The sequence below is a fragment of the Mesorhizobium sp. LNHC221B00 genome (assembly GCF_000502935.1).
In the GTDB taxonomy this organism is placed as follows: domain Bacteria; phylum Pseudomonadota; class Alphaproteobacteria; order Rhizobiales; family Rhizobiaceae; genus Mesorhizobium; species Mesorhizobium opportunistum.
The window spans coordinates 26,877-51,131 of sequence record NZ_AYWR01000004.1 but is presented as its reverse complement, the minus strand read 5'-3'; the positions used below and the strand labels follow the sequence as shown (position 1 = coordinate 51,131).

At 63.7% G+C, this 24,255-nt stretch carries 25 protein-coding genes, 2 pseudogenes and 1 riboswitch; of the genes and pseudogenes, 16 read left to right on the top strand and 11 right to left on the bottom strand.

Going from position 1 to position 24,255, the window contains the following annotated elements; all coding sequences use genetic code 11:
* Positions 1-151 precede the first annotated feature (151 nt).
* From X741_RS159645 to X741_RS159650, 3 genes and pseudogenes are all read left to right on the top strand, one after another.
* Entirely contained in the window at positions 152-931 is a 780-nt protein-coding gene (locus X741_RS159645; protein ID WP_023776788.1) for a methyltransferase domain-containing protein, read from the top strand.
* A gap of 137 nt (positions 932-1,068) precedes the next feature.
* Positions 1,069-2,842, top strand: a pseudogene (locus X741_RS01000000166345) (ABC transporter ATP-binding protein/permease).
* Positions 2,843-2,927: 85 nt separating this feature from the next.
* Positions 2,928-3,731: a DUF1194 domain-containing protein gene (locus X741_RS159650; protein ID WP_023776787.1), complete on the top strand. Its 804-nt coding sequence runs from the start codon at positions 2,928-2,930 to the stop codon at positions 3,729-3,731.
* Positions 3,732-3,760: 29 nt separating this feature from the next.
* Here the strand turns inward: X741_RS159650 and X741_RS159655 are convergent, their stop codons facing one another.
* On the bottom strand, positions 3,761-4,675 hold the full coding sequence (locus X741_RS159655; RefSeq protein ID WP_023776786.1) for a glycosyltransferase family 2 protein: 915 nt from the start codon (positions 4,673-4,675) through the stop codon (positions 3,761-3,763).
* Between the two features lie 375 nt (positions 4,676-5,050).
* Here X741_RS159655 and X741_RS159660 point away from each other — a divergent pair, with 375 nt between their 5' ends.
* Positions 5,051-5,371 carry a DUF1330 domain-containing protein gene (locus tag X741_RS159660; RefSeq protein ID WP_023776785.1) on the top strand — a complete coding sequence of 107 codons (321 nt, stop codon included), beginning with the start codon at positions 5,051-5,053 and terminating at the stop codon, positions 5,369-5,371.
* A gap of 12 nt (positions 5,372-5,383) precedes the next feature.
* Here the strand turns inward: X741_RS159660 and metW are convergent, their stop codons facing one another.
* Together metW and X741_RS01000000166340 are read right to left on the bottom strand one after the other, a co-directional pair.
* A complete protein-coding gene (gene metW / locus X741_RS159665) occupies positions 5,384-5,998 on the bottom strand; it encodes a methionine biosynthesis protein MetW (protein WP_084018396.1) in 615 nt (204 codons plus the stop codon).
* 172 nt (positions 5,999-6,170) lie between these two features.
* Positions 6,171-7,318 (bottom strand): annotated as a pseudogene (locus tag X741_RS01000000166340) (homoserine O-acetyltransferase).
* 120 nt (positions 7,319-7,438) lie between these two features.
* A riboswitch (SAM riboswitch) is annotated at positions 7,439-7,516 on the bottom strand.
* Between the two features lie 174 nt (positions 7,517-7,690).
* On the opposite strand from X741_RS01000000166340, the gene hisC reads away from it, so the two are divergent.
* Entirely contained in the window at positions 7,691-8,800 is a 1,110-nt protein-coding gene (gene hisC, locus X741_RS159670; RefSeq protein WP_023776783.1) for a histidinol-phosphate transaminase, read from the top strand.
* A gap of 39 nt (positions 8,801-8,839) precedes the next feature.
* Positions 8,840-9,775, top strand: coding sequence for a prephenate/arogenate dehydrogenase family protein (locus X741_RS159675; RefSeq protein ID WP_023776782.1), 936 nt, complete (start codon positions 8,840-8,842; stop codon positions 9,773-9,775).
* On the opposite strand, the gene X741_RS159680 is transcribed toward X741_RS159675, so the two are convergent.
* A complete protein-coding gene (locus X741_RS159680; RefSeq protein ID WP_023776781.1) occupies positions 9,772-10,701 on the bottom strand; it encodes a sugar kinase in 930 nt (309 codons plus the stop codon). The genes X741_RS159675 and X741_RS159680 overlap by 4 nt on opposite strands.
* 10 nt (positions 10,702-10,711) lie before the next feature.
* Complete coding sequence (locus X741_RS159685; RefSeq protein WP_023776780.1) at positions 10,712-11,710, bottom strand: DUF2125 domain-containing protein; 999 nt, start codon at positions 11,708-11,710, stop codon at positions 10,712-10,714.
* 155 nt (positions 11,711-11,865) lie between these two features.
* Here X741_RS159685 and X741_RS159690 point away from each other — a divergent pair, with 155 nt between their 5' ends.
* The 3 genes from X741_RS159690 (at position 11,866) to X741_RS159700 (ending at position 14,169) form a co-directional block, all read left to right on the top strand.
* On the top strand, positions 11,866-12,387 hold the full coding sequence (locus tag X741_RS159690) for a gamma-glutamylcyclotransferase (protein ID WP_023776779.1): 522 nt from the start codon (positions 11,866-11,868) through the stop codon (positions 12,385-12,387).
* A gap of 117 nt (positions 12,388-12,504) precedes the next feature.
* A complete protein-coding gene (locus X741_RS159695; RefSeq protein WP_023776778.1) occupies positions 12,505-13,452 on the top strand; it encodes an aldo/keto reductase in 948 nt (315 codons plus the stop codon).
* Between the two features lie 90 nt (positions 13,453-13,542).
* The gene (locus tag X741_RS159700; protein ID WP_023776777.1) at positions 13,543-14,169 is read left to right on the top strand and encodes a LysE family translocator; all 627 of its coding nucleotides are present in this window, start codon (positions 13,543-13,545) and stop codon (positions 14,167-14,169) included.
* A 19-nt stretch (positions 14,170-14,188) separates the two neighbouring features.
* Here the strand turns inward: X741_RS159700 and X741_RS159705 are convergent, their stop codons facing one another.
* Together X741_RS159705 and X741_RS159710 are read right to left on the bottom strand one after the other, a co-directional pair.
* Positions 14,189-14,977, bottom strand: a complete 789-nt coding sequence (locus X741_RS159705) for a 1-acyl-sn-glycerol-3-phosphate acyltransferase (protein WP_023776776.1) — start codon at positions 14,975-14,977, stop codon at positions 14,189-14,191.
* 77 nt (positions 14,978-15,054) lie between these two features.
* Complete coding sequence (locus tag X741_RS159710; RefSeq protein WP_023776775.1) at positions 15,055-15,960, bottom strand: LysR family transcriptional regulator; 906 nt, start codon at positions 15,958-15,960, stop codon at positions 15,055-15,057.
* Positions 15,961-16,058: 98 nt separating this feature from the next.
* On the opposite strand from X741_RS159710, the gene X741_RS159715 reads away from it, so the two are divergent.
* Genes X741_RS159715 through X741_RS159725 form a run of 3 tightly spaced genes read left to right on the top strand, consistent with a single transcriptional unit; the run spans position 16,059 to position 17,814 of the window.
* Positions 16,059-16,610, top strand: a complete 552-nt coding sequence (locus X741_RS159715; RefSeq protein WP_023776774.1) for a peroxidase-related enzyme — start codon at positions 16,059-16,061, stop codon at positions 16,608-16,610.
* Positions 16,611-16,665: 55 nt separating this feature from the next.
* Positions 16,666-17,136, top strand: a complete 471-nt coding sequence (locus X741_RS159720; protein WP_023776773.1) for a DUF1348 family protein — start codon at positions 16,666-16,668, stop codon at positions 17,134-17,136.
* A 45-nt stretch (positions 17,137-17,181) separates the two neighbouring features.
* Positions 17,182-17,814, top strand: a complete 633-nt coding sequence (locus tag X741_RS159725; RefSeq protein WP_023776772.1) for a pyridoxamine 5'-phosphate oxidase family protein — start codon at positions 17,182-17,184, stop codon at positions 17,812-17,814.
* A gap of 7 nt (positions 17,815-17,821) precedes the next feature.
* On the opposite strand, the gene X741_RS159730 is transcribed toward X741_RS159725, so the two are convergent.
* From X741_RS159730 to ftsE, 3 genes are all read right to left on the bottom strand, one after another.
* Positions 17,822-18,547: a YdcF family protein gene (locus tag X741_RS159730; RefSeq protein WP_023776771.1), complete on the bottom strand. Its 726-nt coding sequence runs from the start codon at positions 18,545-18,547 to the stop codon at positions 17,822-17,824.
* A 121-nt stretch (positions 18,548-18,668) separates the two neighbouring features.
* On the bottom strand, positions 18,669-19,661 hold the full coding sequence (locus tag X741_RS159735) for an ABC transporter permease (protein WP_023776770.1): 993 nt from the start codon (positions 19,659-19,661) through the stop codon (positions 18,669-18,671).
* A complete protein-coding gene (gene ftsE / locus X741_RS159740) occupies positions 19,654-20,313 on the bottom strand; it encodes a cell division ATP-binding protein FtsE (protein ID WP_010911739.1) in 660 nt (219 codons plus the stop codon). The genes X741_RS159735 and ftsE overlap by 8 nt, the downstream gene beginning before the upstream one ends.
* 192 nt (positions 20,314-20,505) lie before the next feature.
* Between ftsE and X741_RS159745 the strand changes: the two genes are divergently transcribed.
* From X741_RS159745 to X741_RS159755, 3 genes are all read left to right on the top strand, one after another.
* A complete protein-coding gene (locus tag X741_RS159745; protein ID WP_023776769.1) occupies positions 20,506-21,144 on the top strand; it encodes a hypothetical protein in 639 nt (212 codons plus the stop codon).
* 23 nt (positions 21,145-21,167) lie between these two features.
* Entirely contained in the window at positions 21,168-21,710 is a 543-nt protein-coding gene (gene hpt, locus X741_RS159750) for a hypoxanthine phosphoribosyltransferase (RefSeq protein WP_023776768.1), read from the top strand.
* 118 nt (positions 21,711-21,828) lie between these two features.
* Positions 21,829-22,200, top strand: a complete 372-nt coding sequence (locus tag X741_RS159755) for a response regulator (protein ID WP_023763880.1) — start codon at positions 21,829-21,831, stop codon at positions 22,198-22,200.
* On the opposite strand, the gene X741_RS159760 is transcribed toward X741_RS159755, so the two are convergent.
* Positions 22,201-23,148 carry a DMT family transporter gene (locus tag X741_RS159760; RefSeq protein ID WP_023776767.1) on the bottom strand — a complete coding sequence of 316 codons (948 nt, stop codon included), beginning with the start codon at positions 23,146-23,148 and terminating at the stop codon, positions 22,201-22,203.
* Positions 23,149-23,370: 222 nt separating this feature from the next.
* Here X741_RS159760 and X741_RS159765 point away from each other — a divergent pair, with 222 nt between their 5' ends.
* Entirely contained in the window at positions 23,371-24,249 is an 879-nt protein-coding gene (locus X741_RS159765) for a LysR family transcriptional regulator (RefSeq protein ID WP_023763882.1), read from the top strand.
* Positions 24,250-24,255: the final 6 nt, after the last annotated feature.

Below are 24,255 nucleotides of genomic sequence, written 5' to 3'. Positions count from 1 at the left end.
CTGTCGCCGCAGACATAGGGCGCCGGCGTGCGGATGTCATCCCGGAGATGACAAGTGTCACTCCGGGAGATGACAAGTGTCACTCCAGGGATATGGCGGCCGCCTCGGAGCCTTTGTTGAATCCGGCCGATTTCACGGCTACATCCCTCAAATGCATTCCGACATCGTCGATCTTCGCTCCTTCTATTCGACAACGCTCGGCCGGTTCGCCGAGCACTCGATCACCATGGCGCTGTCGTCGATATGGGTCACTGTCCCGAATGAGCGGCTGGTCGGCCTCGGCTACACATTGCCCTGGTTGGAGCGGTTCGGCTCCGACGCCGAGCGGGTCTTTGCCTTCATGCCGGCGACGCAAGGCGCCGTCGTCTGGCCGACGACGGGGCCGACGGCGACAGCCCTGGTTTTCGACGAGGAACTGCCGCTGGTCGATTCCTGCATCGACCGCATGCTGCTCGTCCATTCGCTCGAACATGTCGAAAACCCGCGCGAGACGCTGAACGAGATCTGGCGGGTGCTGTCGCCCGCCGGGCGCGTCGTCATCGTCGTGCCGAACCGGCGCGGGGTCTGGGCGCGGTTCGAGCATACGCCGTTCGGCAATGGACGGCCCTTCTCGCGCGGGCAGCTCACGGAACTGCTGCGCGAGGCGAATTTCACGCCGGCGGCCTGGTCGGATGCGCTGTTCTTCCCGCCATCGCGGCGACGCTTCATGATGCGCTTCCACAATATGCTGGAGCGCGCCGGCCGGCGGCTGTGGCCGATCTTTTCCGGCGTCATCGTCGTCGAGGCGCAGAAGCGGCTCTATCAAGGCGTGCCGGTGGCGCAGCGCGCGTCTCGCCGCGTCTTCGTGCCGGTGCTGTCGCCGCATGGCGCGACGCGGCTCGGCCGCCGGGCCGAGGGGACTGCAGCGGCCCGCCAGGTGAAACCTTCGTGATCACGGCGGAAATTTGCATCGTGCGGCATTTCCCAACCTATCTGTCGTGGTGAATTCGCAGCCAGATTGATATGCGAATGCCGCTTGTTCTCTTCATCCGGTTTCAGCACCGCTTCTGAACGTTAGGAACCTCCGATATGGCTGATCAACCGGAAAACGGCGCCGCGGTCCAGCCCGTCGCTGTCGAAGCCAGCAGCCTGCGCGACCAGGTGGCGACAATCAAACTGGCGCTGGTGGCGTCGCCGGTTCGCAAATGGTTGCTGTGGACGTCGGTCGGCATCATGGCCGTCATCATCGCGACGTCGATCGGCCAGGTCCTGCTCAATCGCTGGAACCAACCCTTCTACGACGCGCTCGCGCGCCGCGACATGGCGGCCTTCGTGCATCAGCTCGTCGTCTTTGCGATGATCGCCGGCGGGCTTCTGGTGCTCAATATTGGTCAGACCTGGCTCAATCAGATGATCCGGCTGAAGCTGCGCGAGGCGCTGACGCTGGACCTGATCGACCAGTGGATGCGGCCGACGCGTGCCTTCAGGCTCGCCAATGCTGGCGCCATCGGCGTCAATCCCGACCAGCGCATGCAGCAGGATGCCGCGCATCTCTCGGACCTGTCGACCGATCTCGGTGTCGGTCTCTTACAGTCGCTCATCCTTTTGGTGTCCTTCGTCGGCGTGCTGTGGCAACTGTCGTCGGGCTTCGTCTTCCACGTCAATGGCTGGTCGCTGGCCATACCGGGCTACATGGTCTGGGCGGCTTTCCTCTATGCCGGTACCGCTTCCTGGCTGNACCCGCGAAGCCGAGCTGCGCTCGTCGATGGTGCGCGTCAACGAGAATGTCGATGCCATCGCGCTTTACCATGGCGAAGCCGATGCCAAGCGACGGCTCGAACTCGACCTCGGTACGGTGCTGGGCGCCATGCGGCGGATCTATACCTCCCAGATCAACCTCTCCTGGGTGACCGACACCTATGGCTGGATCACGGTGGTGGCGCCGATCCTGGTTGCCTCACCGGTCTATTTCTCGGGCGATATCAGCTTTGGCGGGCTGATGATGGCGGTCGGTGCCTTCAACCAGGTCCACTCTTCGTTGCGATGGTTCATCAACAACATCGGCAGCATCGCCGACTGGCGCGCCACGCTGATGCGCGTCGCCGACTTCCGCATCGCGCTCTATGAAACCGATGTGCTGCACGACACCGAAAAGCGCATCACCTTTGAACAAAATACCAATGGCAGCCTGACGTTCGAGAAGCTCCAAGTGGCCTCGCCCGAAGGCTGCACCAAACTCTCCGACCAGCATGTCGAAATCCGCCCCGGCGAGCGCGTCATGATCACCGGCGAACCGGGCGCCGGCAAGACGCTGTTCTTCCGCGCCATTGCCGGGCTTTGGCCCTGGGGCAGCGGAAAGATCGGCCTGCCGGCTGGAGAAACCCTCATCTTCGTGCCGCGTGTCCCGTACTTGCCGGCCGGCACGTTGCGCGAGGTGCTCAACCACGCGAACGGGCATGCGCCGGCGAGTGATGCCGAGATTTCGGCTGTATTGGCCGAGGTCGGCCTTGAACGGCTGTCGGGGTCGCTCGACCGTGTCGGGCGCTGGGACCATGAGCTGGGCGATGACGAACAGCGCTTGCTGGGCGTCGCCAGGCTCGCCTTACGGCAGCCGAAATGGGTGATCATCGACGAAGCGATGGACGCGTTCGACGGTCCGTCGCTGCGGCGGGTGCTGGCAATGCTGGAAAAGCACCTGAAGGGAGCTGCGATCATCAACATCGGGCGAGGGCAGCACAACAACCAATTCTTTCCGCGCGGCTTGACGATCGTCAAGGATCCCGACGCGCCGGCGCTGAAGCCTGTCCATGTCAGGGCCGGCGCGATCGAACCGCCGCCGGCAGCGGCTCATCGCAAAAAATAGGCGTTTTCTCCGGTTGCGAGCGCAAAACCTTATTTTGCCTTGATCGCAATGGAAGATTTCCTGCAGAAACAACCTGGCATTGGCCATGCTTGATGCGCTGCGCCTGCTTGCTTGCCTTGCCTGCGCCCAGGCAACTCCCGTCGGCTCGCCACCGGAGGCATTGGCCGTCGACGTCGAGCTGGTGCTGGCGGTCGACATCTCCTTGTCGATGGACGAGACGGAGTTCGCCCTGCAACGCGCCGGCTATGTCGAAGCGCTGCGGCATCCCGACTTCATCCAGGCTGTCCGTTCCGGCAATACAGGCCGGATCGCGATTGCTTATTTCGAATGGGCCGGCACGGTGCGCGATGACGCGGTCATCAACTGGCAGGTCATCGACGGCGCCGAGAGCGCCAACCGCTTTGCCGACAAGGTCGCGGCGCGCCCGTTCCGGAGTTTTCGCGGCACCTCGATTTCGACCGCGCTCGCCTTCGGCGCCGGGCTGTTCGACAGGACGGATTTCGCCGGCGAACGCAGCGTCATCGACATATCGGGCGACGGTCCCAACAATATCGGGCCGCCGGTCACCGCCACGCGCGATGCGGCCATTGCCAAGGGCATAATCATCAACGGCCTGCCGATCCTGATCAAGCCGTCGCCGACCTTCAGCCATCTCGACCGGTATTATGCGCAGTGCGTGACCGGCGGTCCCGGTTCCTTCGTGCTGCCGATTTATGCGTCCGCGGAGTTCTCGACGGCGATCCGGCGCAAGCTGATCCTCGAAGTGAGCGGTATTCAGGACAAGGCCAAGGTCACCCCCATCGAGACGGATGCGCCGATCGACTGCCTGCAAGGCGAGCGGGACAGGCGGTTCCTGTCAGATCCGTATTTCCCGGAACTCGACCGGTAAATCGTCGGCAGCGCCGGCGCTGCGGCAAACTAGTCGCGAACTTCATCGTAGAGATCGCGACGCCAACGCCGGCCGTGGACGTAGCCATTGATCAGTTCCGGCAAGGAGTATCCAAGCGCTTCCGACGAGCGGTTAGCCATATAGCCTGCGAAGGCCTCTGGTATCCGACCTTTGAGAAGATCGGCGATGATCTGCCGCGTGATCATGAAGGGCGGGACGTGGGGGTAGCAGCGGGCGATATGCGGGTGCTTGCCAATCAGGTCCGCATAGGCTTCGACGTAACCCGCCCTGCGGCCAGAAATCGAATTCTGCGAACTGTGTTTCGTCCAGTCGATATCCCTGGACAATTGCGCGCCGAAGCGTCTTGCCAGGCGCAGCAACAATTCCCGATCCTGCATCCGGGTGATGTCGCTGTCGTAGCCGCCGATCGCCAGCAAGGCGTCGCGACGGGCCGTTATCGCGGAGCCGGCGACGAAGGCCGTCTGTGCCACCACCGCTCGCTCCAGCATTGACGGGGTCAGAAATGCAGTCCGGTTGACGCTGTTGGTGGCTCGGTTTCCCTTCATTGAAACGTATGAAGAGAGCAGCACCTGAAGCGCCGGATTGTCATCAAACCATTTCAAGGTCCGTTCGACCCGATGCGGCAAGTAGACGTCGTCCGAATCAAGGAAGGTCACCACCGGCGCCCGCGCCCGCTCGATGCCGGCATTCCTGGCGGCGTTGGCGCCCCGCCATTTCGCGCCGACATAGATCAGCCGTGGGTCGCGAATACGGGCCAGCGCCGCCTCCGTACCGTCGGTGGAGCCGTCGTCGACGACGATATGCTCTAGCCTCGGCATGCTCTGGGAAAGCACGCTTTCGACGGCGCGCAACACCTTGTCGCGTCGGTTGTGGGTCGGCGTGATGACCGTGATGAGGGGAGAGCGCTCCGTTTTCGCGGTCATGGCGCGTCAGCCGCTTCCAGCGCAAATGTGCGCTTCCTGTCCGGTCTATCGATCTTCAGGATGGTCGAATGGATCGGACTCCCCCTCCGTGACTCCTCGGTCGTGTTTGGCTGAGGCTATAAAAAACAGCCGCTCCTGTCACGCGTCGTGCAACGGTTCAATCCCGCGCGAGACGACGAATTGGTGCAGCGCGCGGTTCAAATGCAACACCGTCGCCCTCCAGTCTTCCCGTGAATCAGTCTTGCGAAGACGGCCCAGCCCGGAGCGGATTGCATGCATTCCTTTACGTCAGACGTAATCGCATCGCTGCCGGAGCTTGGGCAGATTATTCTGGCGAGGCCGGCTGATCGGCTTCGACCCGAAGGGAGCAAGATCATGACCGCCTACGCCGTTGCCCATATGCGCCAAGCCACAATGGGGCCGCAGATTGTCGAATATCTGCACAAGATCGATGCCACGCTGGAGCCCTTCGGCGGCCGGTTCCTGGTCCATGGCAGCGATGTCGAGGTGATCGAGAACGACTGGCAAGGCCACCTCATCATCATCGAATTCCCCGACAGGGAGCATGTGCGCGGCTGGTACAACTCGCTGGCTTATCAGGCGATCCTCGCCCTGCGGACCGACAATTCGCAATCCGACGTCGTCTTCGTCGATGGTGTCGAACATCCGCACAAGGCCATCGATGTCCTGGAATAGATGCGTGCTGCCTTATCGTTTCAGCAGGAACACTGCCTGCTGGCCGAAGAAGTTCCAAAACCACCAGGGCATCGACAGGGCGATCTTCTGACCGTTGGCGTCGAGCGCGGTTGCCTTTTCCACCGTAGCGCCAAGCTCCTCGCACAGATTGACGAAGTCGCGGATAGTGCAGAAGTGGATGTTGGGCGTGTCGTACCAGGAATAGGGCAGGTCCGAGGTCACCGGCATGCGGCCCTTGACGAACAGCGACAGCCGCACCCGCCAGTGGCCAAAATTGGGGAAGGACACGATCGCCCGGTTGCCGATCCGGAGCAATTCGTCGAGCACCAGCTTCGGGTTGCGGGTGGCCTGCAAGGTCTGCGACAGGACGACGAAGTCAAAACCCTTGTCGGGATAGAATTCGAGATCCTTGTCGGCATCGCCCTGGATGACCGAGAGGCCGCGTGCCACGCATTCGTTGACGCCACGCTGCGACAGTTCAAGACCGCGGCCGTCGACCTGCTTGGTGTCCTGCAGCAGTTCGAGCAGCGAGCCGTCGCCCGAACCGACGTCGAGCACCCGCGACTGCGGCGGGATCAGGTTGGCGACGACCTCGAGGTCGACGCGCTGGTTGCCGTTGACGCTCATGAGGTCGCCCCTTGCCTGGCGCATGATCCTGATCCGAAAAGTCTGCAACTTTTCGGGGTCATGCGCTGACGCCTGGCACATGATCCCGATCCGAGAAGTCTGCAACTTTTCGGGGTCATGCGCTGACGCCTGGCGCATGATCCTGATCCGAAAGGCCTGCAACTGTTCGGGGTCATGCGCTGAGCCCTCTCGCCCTTGCCGCCGAGCCGATGAAGCCGTTGATGGCGGCNGGAAGGCGTCGTGGCCGCGATCGGTCTCGATCTCGACGAAGGATACCGAGGCGCCGGCGGCGTTGAGCGCATGCACGATCGAGCGGCTTTCCTCGGTCGGAAACAGCCAGTCGCTGGTGAAGGACACCAGGCAGAACCGGGTCTTGGTGCCGGCAAAGGCGTCCGCCAACCGGCCGCCATGGTCGGCGGCGAGGTCGAAATAGTCCATCGACCGCGTCATGTAGAGATAGGAATTGGCGTCGAAGCGGTCGACGAAGGTCATGCCCTGGTGGCGCAGATAGCTCTCGATCTGGAAGTCGGCGTCGAAGCCGAAGGTCAGCGCTTCGCGATCCTGCAGGTTGCGGCCGAATTTCCGGTGCAGGGCGGCTTCCGACAGATAGGTGATGTGGGCGGCCATGCGCGCCACCGCCAGGCCCTTTTCCGGGCGCTTGCCGTGCTCGAAATATTTGCCGCCATGCCAGTCCGGGTCGGCCATGACGGCTTGCCGGCCGACCTCGTGGAAGGCGATGTTCTGCGAGGAATGGCGCGCGCCAGTGGCGATCGGCAGCGCCGAGAAGACGCGCTCGGGATAGCTCGATGCCCATTCCAGCACCTGCATGCCGCCCATCGAGCCGCCGAGCACGCAGAACAGCTTCTCGATGCCGAAATGGTCGATCAGCATCTGCTGCGCGCGCACCATGTCGCGGATGGTGATGATCGGCAGGTCGAGCCCGTAGGGCTTGCCGGTGGCTGGGTTGGTCGATGCCGGGCCGGTCGAACCCAGGCAGCCGCCGATGACGTTGGAGCAGATGACGAAGAAACGGTTCGTGTCGATGATCCGGCCCGGGCCGATCAGAACCTCCCACCATCCAGGCTTGCCGGTCACCGGATTGGTGCTGGCGACATGCTGGTCGCCGGTCAGCGCATGGCAGACGAGGATGGCGTTGGAGCGAGCATCATTCAGCGTGCCATAGGTCTGGTAAGCGATCTGGAACGGCGACAGCAGCGTGCCGGCGTCGAGCTTGAGCGGCTTGTCGGACCCGAAACGCAACACCGGGCTCGACGGCGTGTCGAACTCGTTGTTAGTCTTTCCTGCGCGCAGAGCGGCCATCAATTCTCTCTTGTTGCACCGTGCTTTTCTCGGAAATCGCTGCCGATCTCCGCGTCGCCGATGCGTTCGTCCGGCCGGCAGCGGACAACAAAAAACCGGCATTGCCTTCGCAAAGCCGGTTACGTCACGCAAACGGCCCTTTAGCGAATTGTTTAACGTGGCTGCAAGCCGACCGGCCAAATCACCACGGAACTGTCGCTGTCCTTCTAGAACTCGCCTGGCTCGCCGTCAATGCCGGTCCACTGGGCCGGTCACTGGGCCGGGTGCTGGGCCGGCCGCCGGCACCAATGGCACCTCTCGACATTGCGGGCCATGGCTTGTATTTCCGCAGCGGCCTCCGGGTGGAGGCGGTTTCGACGGATTTTGCAAAAAATGAACCAGACACCGGATCGGGCACGTCCCACCCCGCGCGCGGGCATCATGGACATAGATGCCTACGTGCCCGGCAAGAGCACGGCGCCAGCCGGGGTCGCCAAGGTCTACAAGCTGTCGTCGAACGAGAATCCGCTCGGCCCGTCGCCAAAAGCGATCGAGGCCGCGCGGGAGATTGCGGGAAAGCTCGACGTCTACCCCGATGGCACGGCGAGGCGGCTGCGCGAGGCGATCGCCGAGGTGCATGGCCTCAACCCGCAGAACATCATCTGCTCCAACGGTTCCGACGAGATCCTTGGCCTGCTGGCGCAGACCTACCTCGCGCCGGGCGACGAGGCCGTGTTCACCGAACACGCTTTCATGGTCTACAAGATCTACATCCAGTCGGCAGGTGCCGTGCCGATCGCGGTCAAGGAGACCGACGAGCGCGCCGACATCGATGCGATACTGGCCGCAATTACGCCGCGCACGAAGATCGTGTTCCTCGCCAATCCGAACAATCCGACCGGCACCTATGTGCCGTTCCAGGAGGTGCGCCGGCTGCATGCCGGCCTGCCGCGCAACGTGCTTCTGGTGCTCGACGCGGCCTATGCCGAATATGTCCGCCGCAACGATTATGAAGCCGGTATCGAGCTGGTAGGCAGTGCCGAGAACGTGGTGATGACGCGCACCTTCTCCAAGATCGGCCTCGGCGGGGCACGGATCGGCTGGATGTACGGGCCGATGCACATCGTCGATGCGATCAACCGCGTGCGCGGCCCTTTTAACGTCAATGCGACTGCGATCGAGGCCGGCATCGCGGCGATCCGAGACCGTGCCCATGTCGAGCGCAGCGTGGCGCATAACGAGACCTGGCTCGCCTGGCTGAGCCAGGAGATGACCGGACTTGGGCTGCGGGTGACGCCCAGCGTCGGCAATTTCATCCTCATCCATTTTCCCGACGACCAGAAGCATTCCGCGGCGGCGGCCGACGACTACCTGACGGCGCGCGGCTATATTTTGCGGCGCGTTTCCGGCTACGGATTTCCCAACGCGCTGCGCATGACCGTCGGCACCGAAGAGGCCAATCGCGGCGTTGTCGCGGCGCTTACGACATTCCTGAAAAGCTAGAACGCCTGAAAAGCCAGAACGCCCAGAGCTGGAAACACCATGACATCACCGATGTTTGAAAAGATCGCGCTGGTCGGCATCGGCCTGATCGGCTCGTCGCTGGCCCGTGTCATTCGCCGCGAGGGTCTTGCCAGCCATGTCGCCATCTCGACCCGCAGCGCCGCGACACTGGCGCGAGCTGAAGAGCTTGGGCTCGGCTCCTCCTACACCACGGATGCGAAGGAAGCGGTGCGTGATGCCGACCTGGTCATCGTCTCGGTACCCGTCGGCTCGTCCGGCACGGTGGCGCAGGAAATCGCGCCGGCGCTGAAGAAGGGGGCGATCCTCACCGATGTCGGCTCGACCAAGGCCTCTGTCATCGCGCAGATGCAGCCGCATGTGCCTGATGGCGTCCACTTCATTCCCGGACACCCGCTGGCCGGTACCGAAAAATCGGGGCCGGACGCCGGGTTTGCCGACCTGTTCGACAATCGCTGGTGCATCTTCACGCCGCTGCCGGATACCGATCCGGACGCAATGGAGCAGCTATCGGAATTCTGGCGCCGCTCCGGCGCCAACATCGACACGATGGACCCCCAGCATCACGACATGACGCTGGCCATCGTCTCGCATTTGCCGCACATCATCGCCTACAACATCGTCGGTACCGCCGACGATCTGGAATCGGTGACCAAGACGGAAGTGATCAAATATTCCGCCTCCGGTTTTCGCGACTTCACGCGTCTCGCCGCCTCCGACCCGACAATGTGGCGGGACGTCTGCCTGCACAACAAGGATGCCATCCTCGAAATGCTGGCGCGGTTCTCGGAAGATTTGGCGTTCCTGCAGCGCGCGATCCGCTGGGGCGACGGCGACAAGCTCTTCGACCTGTTCACCCGGACGCGCGCCGTGCGCCGGTCGATCATCGAGGCCGGCCAGGATATCGACGCGCCCGATTTCGGCCGCCAGGCCGTCGAGCATCCCGCAAAAAGCTAAGCCTGTCCAGGCCAGGTCGCGGCGACCATGGCCAGTGTCTCGGCCCGGTTTGGCGCGCCGAGCCTGCCGCCGAAGCGCAGGCATTTGAGCGCGGCGGCGGCGCTGGCAAAGCGCAAGGCCTGCTCGGCGGGCATGGCTTCCGCCAGCCCGACGGCAAAGGCGCCGTGAAAGACGTCGCCGGCGGCCAGCGTGTCGACCGCCTTTATTCTCGGCGCCTCGACATGGCGGATACCTCTGCCCGCACGATCGGACCACCATGTTCCGGACGCGCCGGCAGTCACCGCGACAAAAGCATCGGTGCGGGAGGCAAGGTCGGCGCAAGCGGTCTCCAGATCCAGCGCCTGGCCGCATATGATGCGGACCGCCGGCTCGGAGGCGACGATGTGCGAGGCCAGCGGCAGCAACTGCTCCAGCACCGCCAGCGGCGCTGTATCGGCATCGAGGATGGCCGGACGGCCGGCGGCGCGGGCGGCCTTCAGGGCAAGTGCCGCCGCGCCCGGCCAGCGCACGTCTGCCAGCACGGCATCGAAGGCGGAGAGGTCGGCGACCGGCAGCGCTTCGGGGTCGGCCTGGGCCTTGCTGTCGTAAAACGGCACGATGATGCGCTCACCATGCGCGTCGACCAGGATCGAAGCCAGCGCCGAACGGGCGCCGCTGACGCGGCGGACATAGGTGCAATCGACGCCCTCCGCCTCGATCCCGGCAATCAGCTGATCGCCGACGTGGTCGTCGCCGGCGCTCGCCCACAGCGACACTTCCGCGCCGAGGCGCTGCGCGGCGCAGGCAGCGCTCGTGGCCATGCCGGAGGCGATCTGGATGCCGTCGGAGGCGATGAATTTTCCCTGATGCGCGGGGAGGGTGTCGACCCGAAGAATGGTATCGAGCGTCAGCGCGCCGACGCTCAGAAGCTTTGCCGGTCTGTCCATGCCGGAATGCTTAATTGACAGGCTTGAGCTTGCCCAGCGGAATGAAGCCGAGCGAGGCCTTGCCCTTGACGACCTTCAGCGGCATCGACGGTTCGCTGCCAAGCATGGCGAGTGCTGCGAAACCCTGTTCGATTGCGTTCTTCTGCTCGGGTATGGCGCCGGCCAGAATGGCTGCCACGGCCTTGGGATCCTTGATCCTGATCATCAGATCGGCATTGACCAGGCCTTCGGCATCGACCGACAGCGGCCCGGAAAGGGTGACGCGTGCTGTCCCCGACGACAAATCGAGGTTGCGGATCTCGACGCTCTGGCCGCGCAGGCTTTTTACCTGTGTGCCGACCAGCGCAACGCCGTTGTTCAGGGTGACGTCGCCGCTTGCATCGAGCGCCGGCAGCACCCGGCCACCGATCGCGTCGGCGTCGATCTCCAGATCGCCAAAGCTGCCGGCATAGTCGAGATTCCCGCCATTCGGCTGCAATTGGCCCGATGCCTTGCCGGCGCTGAACAGTTCGACAGGGTCGGTGTCGTCGGCCGGATCGGTCTGGCCCGACAGGCCTTCGGCCTGCAGCGATATGCGGTGCGGCAGCGGATACCACAATTTGACATTGGCCTGCAGGTTGTCCCAGTCGATCCACAGCGGCATCATGCCCGGGACGGAAGTCCTGAGCGGACCGCGCAGACTGGCGACCGGCGACAAGGGCTGGACGATCTGGGCGACGGCATTGAAGCTGCCGGCAGACGCCGCAATGTTCTTGGCATCGTCCTCGTAGGCGAGATTGTCGCAGGAGACCGTGAAGTTCAGGGGATAGCCGCTGACCTGGAGATTGGCGCAGCCGGCCTCGATGCCGCTCTTGTTGAGCGTGGCAACCGCTTTGTCGGCCTCGGTCCTGACCCTGTTGGCCAGATAGAACCAGCCGGCGCTGTAGATGGCGAACAGCACAACCATAAACGCCACAAGCCAGAACAGGCCGCGGCGGGATTTTGGTTGGCGTTCGTCACTTGACGTCATGCTTTGGCTCTCATTAACGCAATGGGTATCGTGGACGGACCTTCGATTCCGACAACACCAGGTAGATATTGACGAACAGGTAGACGGGGACGGACGGAAAAAACACCGGTTTCCGGTGCGGCATTGTCATTCTTTTTGCAATCAGGCGCGGCGATATGGGCGATTTTTGGGTGTTTGGCTATGGTTCGCTGATCTGGCGGCCCGGTTTCGCGCATGTCGAGACACGACGTGCCCGCCTGCACGGCTACCGGCGCTCGCTTTGTGTCTATTCCTTCGTGCATCGCGGCACGCGCCGGCGGCCCGGACTGGTGCTCGGCCTCGACCATGGCGGTTCCTGCGTCGGCCTGGCGTTCCGCGTCCCCGGCGAACTGCGCGACGAGGTCATTGCCTATCTGCGCGAGCGGGAGCTCGTCACCAGCGTCTATCTCGAGCGGACGCTGAAGGTTCGCCTCGATGGTGGCGGGACAGTCGAAGCGGTGGCCTACATCGTCGATCGCAAGCATGAGCAATATGCCGGCGCGCTCGACGCGGCGGCTGCGGCAGCGGTGGTGCGGGGCGCGGCCGGCCAGTCCGGCGACAACGAGGATTATGTCCTCAGCACGCTGAAGCACCTGGAAGCACTCGGCATTCGCGATCACTGGCTGGAAGAGGTGGCGCGGGAGATAGCGCCTTTGTGAAGCGCTGGCTCTGCGGAAAAGGCGGCCAGGCCTTTGATCTCGAAGCCGCGAGACCTAGGTTAGGCTGCGAACCCAGCCAACGGGCGGCCTCCGCCCTGCCAATCACGGAGATCCGTCTTGCAGAAACGCCGTCTCGGTCGCACCGACCTTTCCATCGCGCCGCTGGTTCTGGGTGGCAATGTCTTCGGCTGGACCGCGGACGAGAAGACTTCGTTCGACCTGCTCGACCGCTTCGTCGGCGCTGGCCTGAACGCGGTCGATACGGCGGACGCCTATTCGCGCTGGGTGCCCGGTCACAAGGGCGGCGAATCGGAAACCATCATCGGCAAATGGATGAAAGACCGCGGCAATCGCGACAAGGTCGTCGTGGTGACCAAGGTCGGCTCCGACATGGGGCAGGGCCACAAGGACCTTTCCGCCGCCTATATCGAGAAGGCCGTCGATGCGTCGCTGAAGCGGCTGCAGACCGAAGTCATCGACCTCTATCTGTCGCACTGGCCGGATCCGGCCACGCCCTATGAGGAAACGCTAGGCGCCTACGAAAAGCTGCTCGCCAAGGGCAAGGTTCGTCATGTCGGCTGCTCGAACCTCGACGCCGGCCAGTTGCGCGCCGCTCTCGACGTGGCGAGCCTGCGCAGCCTGCCGCGCTACGAAGTGCTGCAGCCGGAATACAATCTCTACGACCGCTCGTCCTTCGAAGGTCCTCTGCGCGATCTCTGCGTGGCAGAGGATATCGGCGTCATCACCTATTTCAGCCTGGCCAAGGGTTTCCTGAGCGGCAAATACCGCAGCGAGGAGGATCTTGGCCAAAGCGAGCGCGGCGAAGATGTCGGCAGCTATCTGAATGCGCGAGGCATGCGCATCCTTGCGGCACTCGACGCGGTGTCATCAAGGCATTCCGCCAAACAAGCTGAAGTGGCGCTTGCCTGGGTGATCGCGCGGCCCGGTGTCACCGCACCGATCGCCAGTGCGACCAAGCCTGACCAGATGGATAGCCTGATCAGGGCAGTATCGCTGAAACTGACGGCGGACGACATGGCCGAACTCGACAAAGCGAGCGGCTGACGCTTCCGGCAACCACCGGCGCACGAACGTCCAAGACGATCCGCATCGCCTGCCATACCGTCCTTCGCACGGGGCAGGATAGAGGATCGGATGGCCGGACCGATTGTTTCGCAGCCGGAGCTTTGGCGCCAGCTGCTCGCGCTCGTGCTTGCCGCCACTGTCGTCATGGGCAGTCCCGGGCCGGCGACGATAAGCGTCACCGCCGTCGGCGCCGCCTTCGGCCTGCGCCAATCGCTGCGCTACACCTGCGGGATCGTGCTTGGCACCGTCGCCGTGCTGCTGGTCGTGGCGACCGGGGTCATGGCGGCGCTGACCTCGATGCCAAGGTTGGCGCCCGTGCTGGCGGTCGCGTCCGCCGCCTATATCCTCTATCTCGCCTTCAGGATCGCCACCGCACCGCCGCTGGCGGCGCATGCCGCCGAGACGTCGCGCCCGACATGGCTGGCCGGGTTTCTCCTGGCGATAGCCAATCCAAAAGCCTATGTGGCGATCGCCGCCGTGTTTGCCGGCGCCGCTCCAAAGCAAGGCGCCGCCGAGCTTGCCCTGTCGTTGAAGCTGACGGTCCTGGCGGCAATGATCATTGTCATCCATGCCGTGTGGCTGCTCGTGGGTGCCGCGTTCGCGCGTTTTCTGCGCCGGCCGGTGGCATCCCGGGTCATCAATCTGGTCTTTGCCGCGACGCTGGTGCTGACCACGGTGCTGGCTGTGTTCGGCTGACTTGTCTGGCAGCAAGGCTTCAGGATTTCGCGCCGAGTTCCCGCAGCCGCTTCAACGCCGTTGGCGGCAAGGCCGGCGGATTCGGCGCTTGAGACGCTTCGACGAGGAGCTGGTCGCAGGCGGCTTCCGTGTCGCCGATCAGTCGCGCCATGAATTCGTCCTTGCCCAGGCCCGGCGGGATCGGTGGCAGGAAACGCGCCTTGATGGTGCCGGGATAGCGCAGGAACTTGCGGCGCGGCCAGTACAGGCCGGCGACATGGGCAACCGGCACCACCGGAACGCCAAGCTGCGCATAGATTTCGACGATGCCGTATTTGTAGGCCGGCTCGTCGCCCGGCGCGCGGCGCGTGCCTTCGGGATAGATGATCAGCTGGCGCGGGTTGCGCGCCAGTTCCTCCCTGGTCGCCGCGACCACCGCCTTCAGGGCCTTGGAACGGCTGCCGCGATCGACCGGGATCATGCGCATCTTCATGATGTACCAGCCGAAGAACGGGATCCAGGTTAGCTCGCGCTTGAGGATGTAGAGCGGATCTTGGAGGAATGGGAAGAAGGCGATCGCGTCCCAGAATGACTGGTGCTTGGGTGCCAGGATAAAGGAACCCTCGGGCAAGTTTTCCAGCCCGGTGATGTCGTTCTTCGTTCCGGCGATCTTGTCGTAGAGCCACATGCAGGTGCGCGACCAGAATTTCGGCACGAACCAGGCGCGGTGACGGGGCGACAGGAAATAGTAGGGGGTCCAGAGGATCATCTGGACGATCAGATTGACGTAGAAGACGAAATTGAACGCCAGCGATCTGACATAGAGCATGGGGGAGGTCCGGTGAGGAAGTGTGCGTTGGTTACACCAAGCAGGCGCAAAAAGGAAACGCTACAATACGGCTCATTCTACCAGGTCGCCTGCGCCAGACGTTCCCTGAGGCGCGGGCCGGCAAAGTCCAGGAAGGCGCGCAGTTTCACCGGCAGCCGGCCCTGGCCGGCATGCACCAGGTTTACCGGCCACGGCTCAGGTTCGAAATCCTCGAGCACGGGCTGCAGTGCCCCTGAGCGTACAGCGGCGACGATCTGGTAGGAGAGCACGCGCGTCATCCCGACCCCGGCAGTCGCCGCATCGATCGCCGCCTCTGCGGTGTTGACCCGGAGCCTGGAACGGACAGGGACAGGAATGTCAGCCTTGTCCACCGCGAAGGTCCATGTGGCGAGTGAGCCCATGCCCTCGAAGGTGATGCAGCTATGCGTTTCAAGGTCTTTCGGGGTTTTCGGCGCCCCGTGCTCGGCCAGATACGCCGGACTTGCGCAGACGACATGCCGGATCGAACCGACCCTGGTCGCGACCATGCGCGAGTCCGGCAGCCGGCCGATGCGGATGGCGAGGTCGATATGGTCCTCGGCCAATTGGGCTATCCTGTCGCCGAGCGTCAGGCGGATATCCACCTGCGGGTAAGCGGCGAGAAACGCCGTGACGACCGGCAGTACATGGAGGCGGCCGAAAACGATCGGCGCGGTGATGATCAATTCACCTGTCGGTGCGCTGTACTCGCCACCAGCGGTACGCTCGGCGTCTCCGACGTCTTCCAGGATACGACGGCACGCGGCAAGATAGGCATGGCCCGCATCGGTCAGCGTCAGCCGCCGTGTCGACCGGTTCAACAAGCGTGTCTTGAGATGCCGTTCCAGTTCGGAAACCTTGCGGCTGACGGTTGCCAGAGGAGTGCCCAGATGACGCGCGGCGGCGGAAAGGCTGCCGGACTCCGCCGCTGCGACGAAAAGGGACATGGCTTCGAGGCGATCCATGGTTTTTCCAGAAATTGGAAGGATGAATTGCAATTATGGCACCTACATCCGCAAGATGGAAGGATGCATATAGGAGGGGCAAATCCAGAGGAATTCTCATGCCCCGCATCGCCACGCCTTCATCCATCGCCACCGCTCCCGCAGCCGCGCAGCCCATGCTGCGGGCAGTGGAAAAACAGCTCGGTGTCGTGCCGAACCTGTTTCGGATGGTCGCCAACAGTCCAGCCGCGCTTGAAGGCTATCTCGGCATGTCGGGTGCGCTGGCCAAGGGCCGGCTGCCGGCGCCGACGCGCGAGCGCATCGCGCTGGCGGTGGCCGAGATCAATGGCTGCAGTTATTGTCTTTCCGCGCACAGCTATCTCGGCAAGAATCTCGCCAAGCTCGACGACGCCGAGATGGTCGCCAATCGCCTTGGCGGTTCCACGGATCCCAAGGCGGCCGCGGCGGTGCGTTTTGCCGCCAGGGTTGCGCAAAGCCGCGGGCATGTCGGCGATGAGGATGTCGCCGCTGTAAGGCTGGCGGGCTACGATGACGGGCAGATCATCGAGATCGTCCAGCATGTCGCCCTGAACGTCTGGACCAACTATATCAATGAGGTAGCCCGCACCGCGATCGATTTTCCGGTTGTTTCCGCCCGCGATGCTGCCTGAATGAGGGCAGGGCCGGCGGTGTCAGCCGGTCCGCCCTTATGCCGCAGAGGAATCCATGTCTGAAAGCCGCCCGCCGCTTCCGCCCTTCACCGCCGAGACCGCAGCGCAGAAAGCGCGCATGGCCGAGGATGCATGGAATTCCCGCGATCCAGCACGGGTCGCGCTCGCCTACACGACCGACAGCCGCTGGCGCAACCGCGCCGAATTCCTGCAGGGCCGCGATGCCATCCAGGCTTTCCTGACCCGCAAATGGAGCCGCGAACTCGACTACCGGCTGATCAAGGAGGTCTGGGCCTTCCACGGCAATCGCATCGCCGTGCGCTTCGCCTATGAATGGCACGATGACTCAGGTTCGTGGTTCCGCAGCTACGGCAACGAGAATTGGGAGTTCGATGAACACGGGCTGATGCGCCTGCGCATCGCCAGCATCAACGACCTGCCGATCGGCGAGGCCGACCGCAAATATCACTGGCCGCTCGGCCGCCGGCCGGACGACCACCCGACATTGTCGGAGCTCGGGCTCTAGCATCGTCTCTCAAGTGTTTGGACCGGAGACATCAAGGAGGTTTCGATGAACGCACATGCTTTCACCAGCGACGTCGCCTTCACACCGACCGTCAAGGCGATCCAGGCCCGCAAGGGCTCGCGCCAGTCCTATGCGCGGGTCGAGGAGCGTGGCGGCTGGCAGGGCGTCATCACGCCCGACCTTGCGGCTTTCCTCTCGATGCAGACCAGCGTCTTCCTGTCGACGGCCAATGGCGATGGCCAGCCTTACATCCAGCACCGGGGTGGGCCGGCCGGCTTTCTCAAGGTGCTCGACGAAAAGACGATCGGCTTCGCGGATTTTGCCGGCAACAGGCAGTTCATCACCCAGGGCAATCTGGCCGACAATCCGAGGGCCTTCCTTTTCCTGATCGACTATATGCTGCGCCAGCGCATCAAGATCTGGGGCACGGCGCGCGTCGTCGAAAACGATGCCGAGCTGATGGCGAGGCTGATGCCGCAGGACTACAAGGCGCGGCCCGAGCAAGTCATCCTGTTCACGGTTTCGGCCTGGGATGCCAATTGCCCGCAGCACATTCCGCAGCGCTTCGAGGCGGCAGATGTCGCGGCAGCGCTTGGAGAGCGGGACCGGCGCATTCAACAGCTCGAACAGGAGATCGCGAGTCTCAAGGGAATTTCAGAGACTGCGGTCGAGGGCTGATACCGGCTCAGCCGCCAGCCGCGGTTTCGGCCAGCGCTATGCCGTCTGGGGTCGGCTTCACCGGCACGATGCCGCGCGCCAGCGCCAGCAGATATTTGGTGTATTCGGTAAACAGCACCCGCAACGCCCGCGGCTTGGTCAGCCAGCCGCCATTGTCGAGATTGGAATTGACCACCGGATAGGGCTCGAGCCTTGCGCCATGCAGCAGCCGGCCCATTTCCAGCAGGCTGCGCGGCATGTGATAGTTGTTGGTGACTAGGATCACCGTGCCATAGGCATGGTTTGTCACCCATTTGGCGCTTTGCTCGGCGTTGCCGATCGTGTCGAGCGCCGCGCGGTCGATGTCGACGCAGCAGGAAAACAGCTTCTTGTCGCCGCCGGTAGCCGCCTGGAGCTGGCGTCGGCTGGCGGAAGGATGCACACCGCTGATCAGCAGCCGCTCGCCCTTGCCGGATGCCAGCAATTCCATCGCGGCGTCGAGGCGCGACTGGCCGCCGGTCAGCACGATGATGGCATCGGCTTTGGTCGGATTGGTAGGCGTGGTCAGATGGCTGACCTTGTTGGCGAACCAGCCGAAGCCGCCGGCGAACAAGGTTGCGAGGACGAGGAGCGAGAGCGCGGAGATCCGAATTGCCGTCTTTAAACGGCTAGCCTTGTCGTGGTCGCGCGAACGAGCAACCACCACTGGCATCTGCCCAGCCGTCCCGGTCGAATCCCGCACGTCCATGGCCATATCGTTAATCCCGAAATGCGGCCTTTGATAGGTAAAAGACGCACTTTGCGTTACGCTGTTTCTCCATCCGTGATCCGTCTCGTTTCCATCCACGTCCTCGACCCAAAGACACGCTCCCTTTTCATGCGTCGGGTTGGCGGACGTCGATGTCGCTGAGATAGGTGACGACGGTGGCATGGGAGGTTGCCGCCGTCAGTGCGCCGATCACCAGCACCATCAGCACGACGCCGAAATAGCCGGCCGAGCCGATGGCGAAATTGCCGAACAGGGCAGTAGCCTGGTCGGCCTGCGGCGTTGCCATGTTGCGTGACGACCACCAGGAAAAGACGATGAAGACGAGCACCGCGGCCGCCCCGCCGGCGGCCGCGCCCTTCATGCCGGTGACCAGGAAATGCCGACGGAACTCGCGCGCGATGAAAGCCGCCTCGGCGCCGACGAAATGCAGCACCTCGATGATATGGCCGTTGCCAGCCATGGCGCCGCGGGTCGCGAACACGACCGTCAGCACGGTCGCCGCCAGCATCAGCGCCAAAACGGCGATACCGATGGTCACCGTGGTGCGGGCCATGGCCACCAGCCGGTCGACCCAGGTGCGGTGATCGTCGAGCGAGGCGCTCGGCAGCTTCGGCGTGATCGCGGCGCGCATGGCGGCGAAATCGGGCGGGCTGTTCTCGTCGATGGTGACGATGATCAGGCGCGGCACCGGAAGGTCGTCGATGTTGAGGCCCGAGCCAAGCCACGGTTCCAGCAGCCTGGCGGTCGCCTCGCGGTCGATGATCCGCGTCGACTTCACGCCGGGGAACTCGCCGGCGATCTGCGAGGCCTGGGTGAGCGCTGCCTCCATGTCGAGGCCGTCGGCCGGCTTGACCTGGATCGTCGCCTCGCGCGAGATCTGGTTCTCCCAGACCGAGGCCGTATCACGCACCAGCGTCACCGCGCCGAAGGTCAGGCAGGACAGGAAGGTCATGATGGCGATGACCAGCACCAGGGCGCGGCCGGCGATGTTCTGCGCCGGCACGATCGGCGCCATCTTGCGCTGGGCGCGTGGTCTTGCCTCGGCCGTGTCGGCTTCCTGTTCGTGCTCGTGGAGATGTTCGACGGACAAATCAGTCATAGATGTCCAGCCTTCCGCCGGCCAGGATCATGCGGCGCGCGTCGACCTGTTCCATCAGGCCGAGATCGTGGGTCGCGATCACCACGGCGGTGCCGAGACGATTGAGTTCGATGAACAGCCGCAGCAGCCGCCGCGCCAGTGGCGGATCGACATTGCCGGTCGGCTCGTCGGCGAGCAGGATCTCCGGCTGCTCGATCAGCGCGCGCGCTATCGCGGCGCGCTGCTTCTCGCCGCCCGACAGGACCGGCGGCAGCACATGCATGCGCTCGCCCAGCCCCACCCATTTCAACAGCTCGGTGACATCGGTGCGGTAGCTTGCTTCCTCGCGCCCGCGCACGCGCAGCGGCAGCGCGACGTTCTCATAGGTGGTCATGTGGTCGAGCAGGCGGAAATCCTGGAAAACCACGCCGATGCGGCGCCGCAAATGCGGCAGTTCGGTGCGCGAGATGCGCGAGCGGTCCTTGCCGAAGATGGTGATCAGCCCGCGCGTCGGCTTCAGCGACATGAACAAAAGGCGCAGCAAGGTCGTCTTCCCGGCGCCCGACGGCCCGCTCAGGAACTGGAACGAGCGCTCCGGAATATGCAGGGAAATGTCGCGGAGGATTTCCGGACCCATGCCGTAGCGGAGGCCGACATTTTCGAAGCGAATCAATTTCGACGACCTGAATTTCGTGGCAGCGCATAACCTGCCTGTTCTGCGAAAAGACCATCGGCCGGCATGGTTAACCGGCGGTTAATTCCTGGGTTCTTTCGGCTCGTCACAAGGGCTCCGGTGGGGAAGCGTTAACCATTTTTGTTTACGCAAAAGAAACGAAAAGCGAACACGTGCTGCAACGCTGGGGCCATGATGGCTGACGAACGAACCGCGCGCCCGGTTTCCGGCGAAATCATGACCGATCCCCCGGCAATCGCCGCGGCGGACCGGTTCATGCGCGGTCCCGCGGCCGACATCGTCGATGCCGATTATGTGGTGATGTCGCGGCCCCCGGCCGAAAGCGTTCCACCGCCGCCGCGCGCGATCGTCACGCCACCCATCGAGGGCATGGATATGCTGCGCAAGCCCGAGGCGCCGGTGGAGCGGCCGCCAGCCTCGCGCGGCGGGCCAATCTTCTGGATCGCCGGCATTGCCGCCGCCCTTGCCGCCTTCTGGGTCTCCGGCGGGCACGCGCTGGTGCGCCAGGCACCGTTTCTCTCCGGTGGGCAAACATCGGCGCTGACGATTTCGGGCGTCACCTCTCGCGTCGACGCCTCCGGACCCAATCCCGTGCTGTTCGTCGATGGCGAGGCCGCCAATGACGGGGCGAAGCCGGCACAGTTGCCGCCGCTCGAGATCCGGGTGACCGGCAATGATGGGCGCACGACCCGCTATACGTTGGGGACATCCAGCCATTCGCTGGCGTCGGGAGAAAGATTTGGCTTTGCCAGCCGGCTCGACGTGCCTAAGAACGGCGTAAGGACCGTTTTGGTCACTTTTGCGCAGTAGGCGATCACCGGGGAAGACGAGCAATGCCCATCGTACGCGACAAGGACATCGAGGTCCTATTTTCGGCGTCGGCGATTGCACGGCGCAATCTTGAGCTGGCCAAGGAGATCGCCGAGCACGACTATCACGATCTCCTGGTGATTTCGGTGCTGAAGGGCTCGTTCATCTTCGCCGCCGATCTGATCCGCGCCATGCACGACGTTGGCCTGTCGCCCGAGGTCGAGTTCATCTTCATCTCCAGCTATGGCGCCGGCACCAGCAGCGGCGAGGTGAGGGTGCTGCGCGACATCGACAATGAGGTCGCCGGCCGCGATGTGCTGCTGATCGACGACATCCTCGAATCAGGCAAGACGCTGAGCTTCACCCGTGACCTGATGCTGTCGCGTGGCGCGAAAAGCTGTTCCATCGCCGTGCTGCTCGACAAACGCATGCGCCGCCAGACCGCGCTCAACGCCGACTATGTCGGCTTCGACTGCCCGGATTATTTCGTCGTCGGCTATGGTATGGACGTTGCACATGCTTTTCGCGAATTGCCGTTCGTGGGTGTTGTGAAAGGCGATGCGTAAGGCCTTTGCCTCGCGTGGCAATTCTGAAAAAGGCCTTAACGGCGTCCAAGAAAATTAGCCCGCCGGCCAGCCGGGACTTTCAGGAAAAGTCAACGTTTGGCCGCCAAATATGCCGGCCATGGCAAAGCTTCTGATCGTCGAGGACGATGAGTCCGTCCGCACCCTCGCCGCCCGCGCGCTCGAACGCGCCGGCCACACAATCGATATCGCCGCCGATGGCGCGCAAGGGCTTTCGCTGATCCGCGCCGCGAATGGCGGTTACGACCTCGTGGTCTCCGATATCCGCATGCCGGAGATGGACGGCATCGAGATGGCGATCGCGGCGGCCGCGCTTTTCCCGGCGATGAAGATCCTGCTGATGACCGGTTATGCCGACCAGCGCGAGCGCGCCGAGGAGTTGAACGGCATCATCCTCGATGTCGTGCAAAAGCCCTTCACGCTGGCTGAAATCCGCTCGCGGGTCGAACGGGCGCTGATCTGCTTCGCCTGATCAGGCTGGGTCGGTGGCAGCCAACGCCGCTGCCGGGCTCTTGCGCAATCCGCTGTTGAGCGCCAGCAGGCCGGCGCCAATGATCAGGGCCGCACCGATGACGGTCGTCGACCGCGGCACTTCGGCGAAGAACAGAAAACCCCACAGCGGCGACCACAGGATGCCGGTGTATTCGAAGGTGGCGACGCGGTTGGCCGGCGCCAGCCGGTAGCCCTGCGACAACAGGATCATGCCGGCCGAAGCGACGAAGCCGCAGGCCGCCATCTTGAGGAAATCCGCCAGCGTCGGCCATATCCACGGCCGCACCAGGAATTCCAGGCTCGGGTGGACGGCGTGGGTGATGCCGGCAGAGTGGAACGAGCCGGCGACCATGGCAGCACCGATGAGATAGGCGCCGTTCTGATAGAAGGCCATGACGGTGGACGATTCGGTATCGCCGATCTTGCGGGCCATCAACTGCGAGAAGCCGTAGAGCGCCGCCGAGCCCAGCGATAGCAGGGCCGCCCAGTCGAACAGGCCGGCGCCCGGGCGCACCATCACGACGACGCCAAGCAGCCCGATCAGCACGGTCGCCAGCGTGCGCCAGGAGACGCGCTCGCCAAGATACGGCCCGGCCAGCGCCATGATGAACAACGGTGCCATGAAGTAGAGCGCCACGGCATCGGCCAGCGGCAGGGCGGCGATGGCCAAATAGTACATGGTATAGGAGGTGAACTGGATGAAGGCGCGTATCGTCAGCAGGCCGAACCGCCGCGACAGGATTGCCGGCAGGCCGACATCGGCGTGGACGAGAAGGATCAGGATCGGCAAGGCGACGATCGAGCGGGTCGCCATCACCTCGGTCACCGGATAGCCGCTCGACACTGCCTTGACGAGCGGATCCTGCAGCGAGAAGACCAGCACGCCGAGGCACAGGCTCAGGATGCCGCGCACCATCCTATTTTGCATCCGCGTTCAGGCTCCCGCGTGTACGACCGGAGGCCCCCGCCTGCAGATCAAAAAGAACCCGCCACCGTTTCGGGCAGCGGGCACGAGTGAGGACTCTCGATTGGTCCGCGGCTGATTCCGCAGCCGCATATCCAATGGGTGAGGCGACTATCGTCCGGTGTTTGACATGTTGCAAACGAATTGGAATGATACCAGCAATCAAATTTTCTTATGGCGGATTCCATGCGGCCGACCCTCGACAGCGATCTCCTGCGCACCTTCGTGGCCATTGCCGATGCCGGCAATTTCACCAAGGCGGCGGAGTTGGCCGGCCGCACCCAGTCGGCCGTGTCGATGCAGATGAAGAAGCTCGAAAGCCTGGTCGGCGACAGCCTGTTCGAGCGCGGTTCACGCGGCGTCGCACTGACGCGGCGCGGCGGCGAACTCATCGTCAACGCCCGCCGCATCGTCGCGCTGCTCGAGGAAACGGCGGCGTCGATGACGGCCGCGCCGCTCGGCGGGCCGGTGCGCATCGGCATTCCGGAGGAGTATGGCCACGCCATCCTGTCGCGGGCGCTCGGCGCGTTTTCGAAGCGCCACGCACAGGTCGAGGTCACCGTGCGCTATGCCCATTCCTGGGCGCAGATGGCGTCGCTCGCAGCCGGCGAACTCGATCTGTGCGTGGTGTTCGAATGGCAGGATGCTTCCGGCGGAGAAGTGCTGATGCACGATCCGACCGTGTGGGTGACATCGACCCTGCATCACATGCATGAGGAGCGTCCGGTGCCGATCGCGCTCTACAACCGGGCCGGCTGGTGCAAGGATTTCGCCATCAAATCGCTGGAGCAGCGCGGCCTTGCCTATCGCGTCGCCTATACCAGCGACACCAATGGCGGCCTGAAGCTTGCCGTCACCTCGGGGCTGGCGATCGCGCCGATTTCGCGCAGCAACATTCCGGACGGCTGCCGTGAGCTGACGTCGGCCGACGGGTTCGGCGACATCGATTCCTCCAATGTGGTGATGCATCGCAACCCGAACGCATCGGGCGAGGCGATCGACGGCATGCAAGAGGCGATCCGGGAAGCGTTCGTCAACAGGCAAGCCCAGCCTGCCGTTGCATAAAGCAGC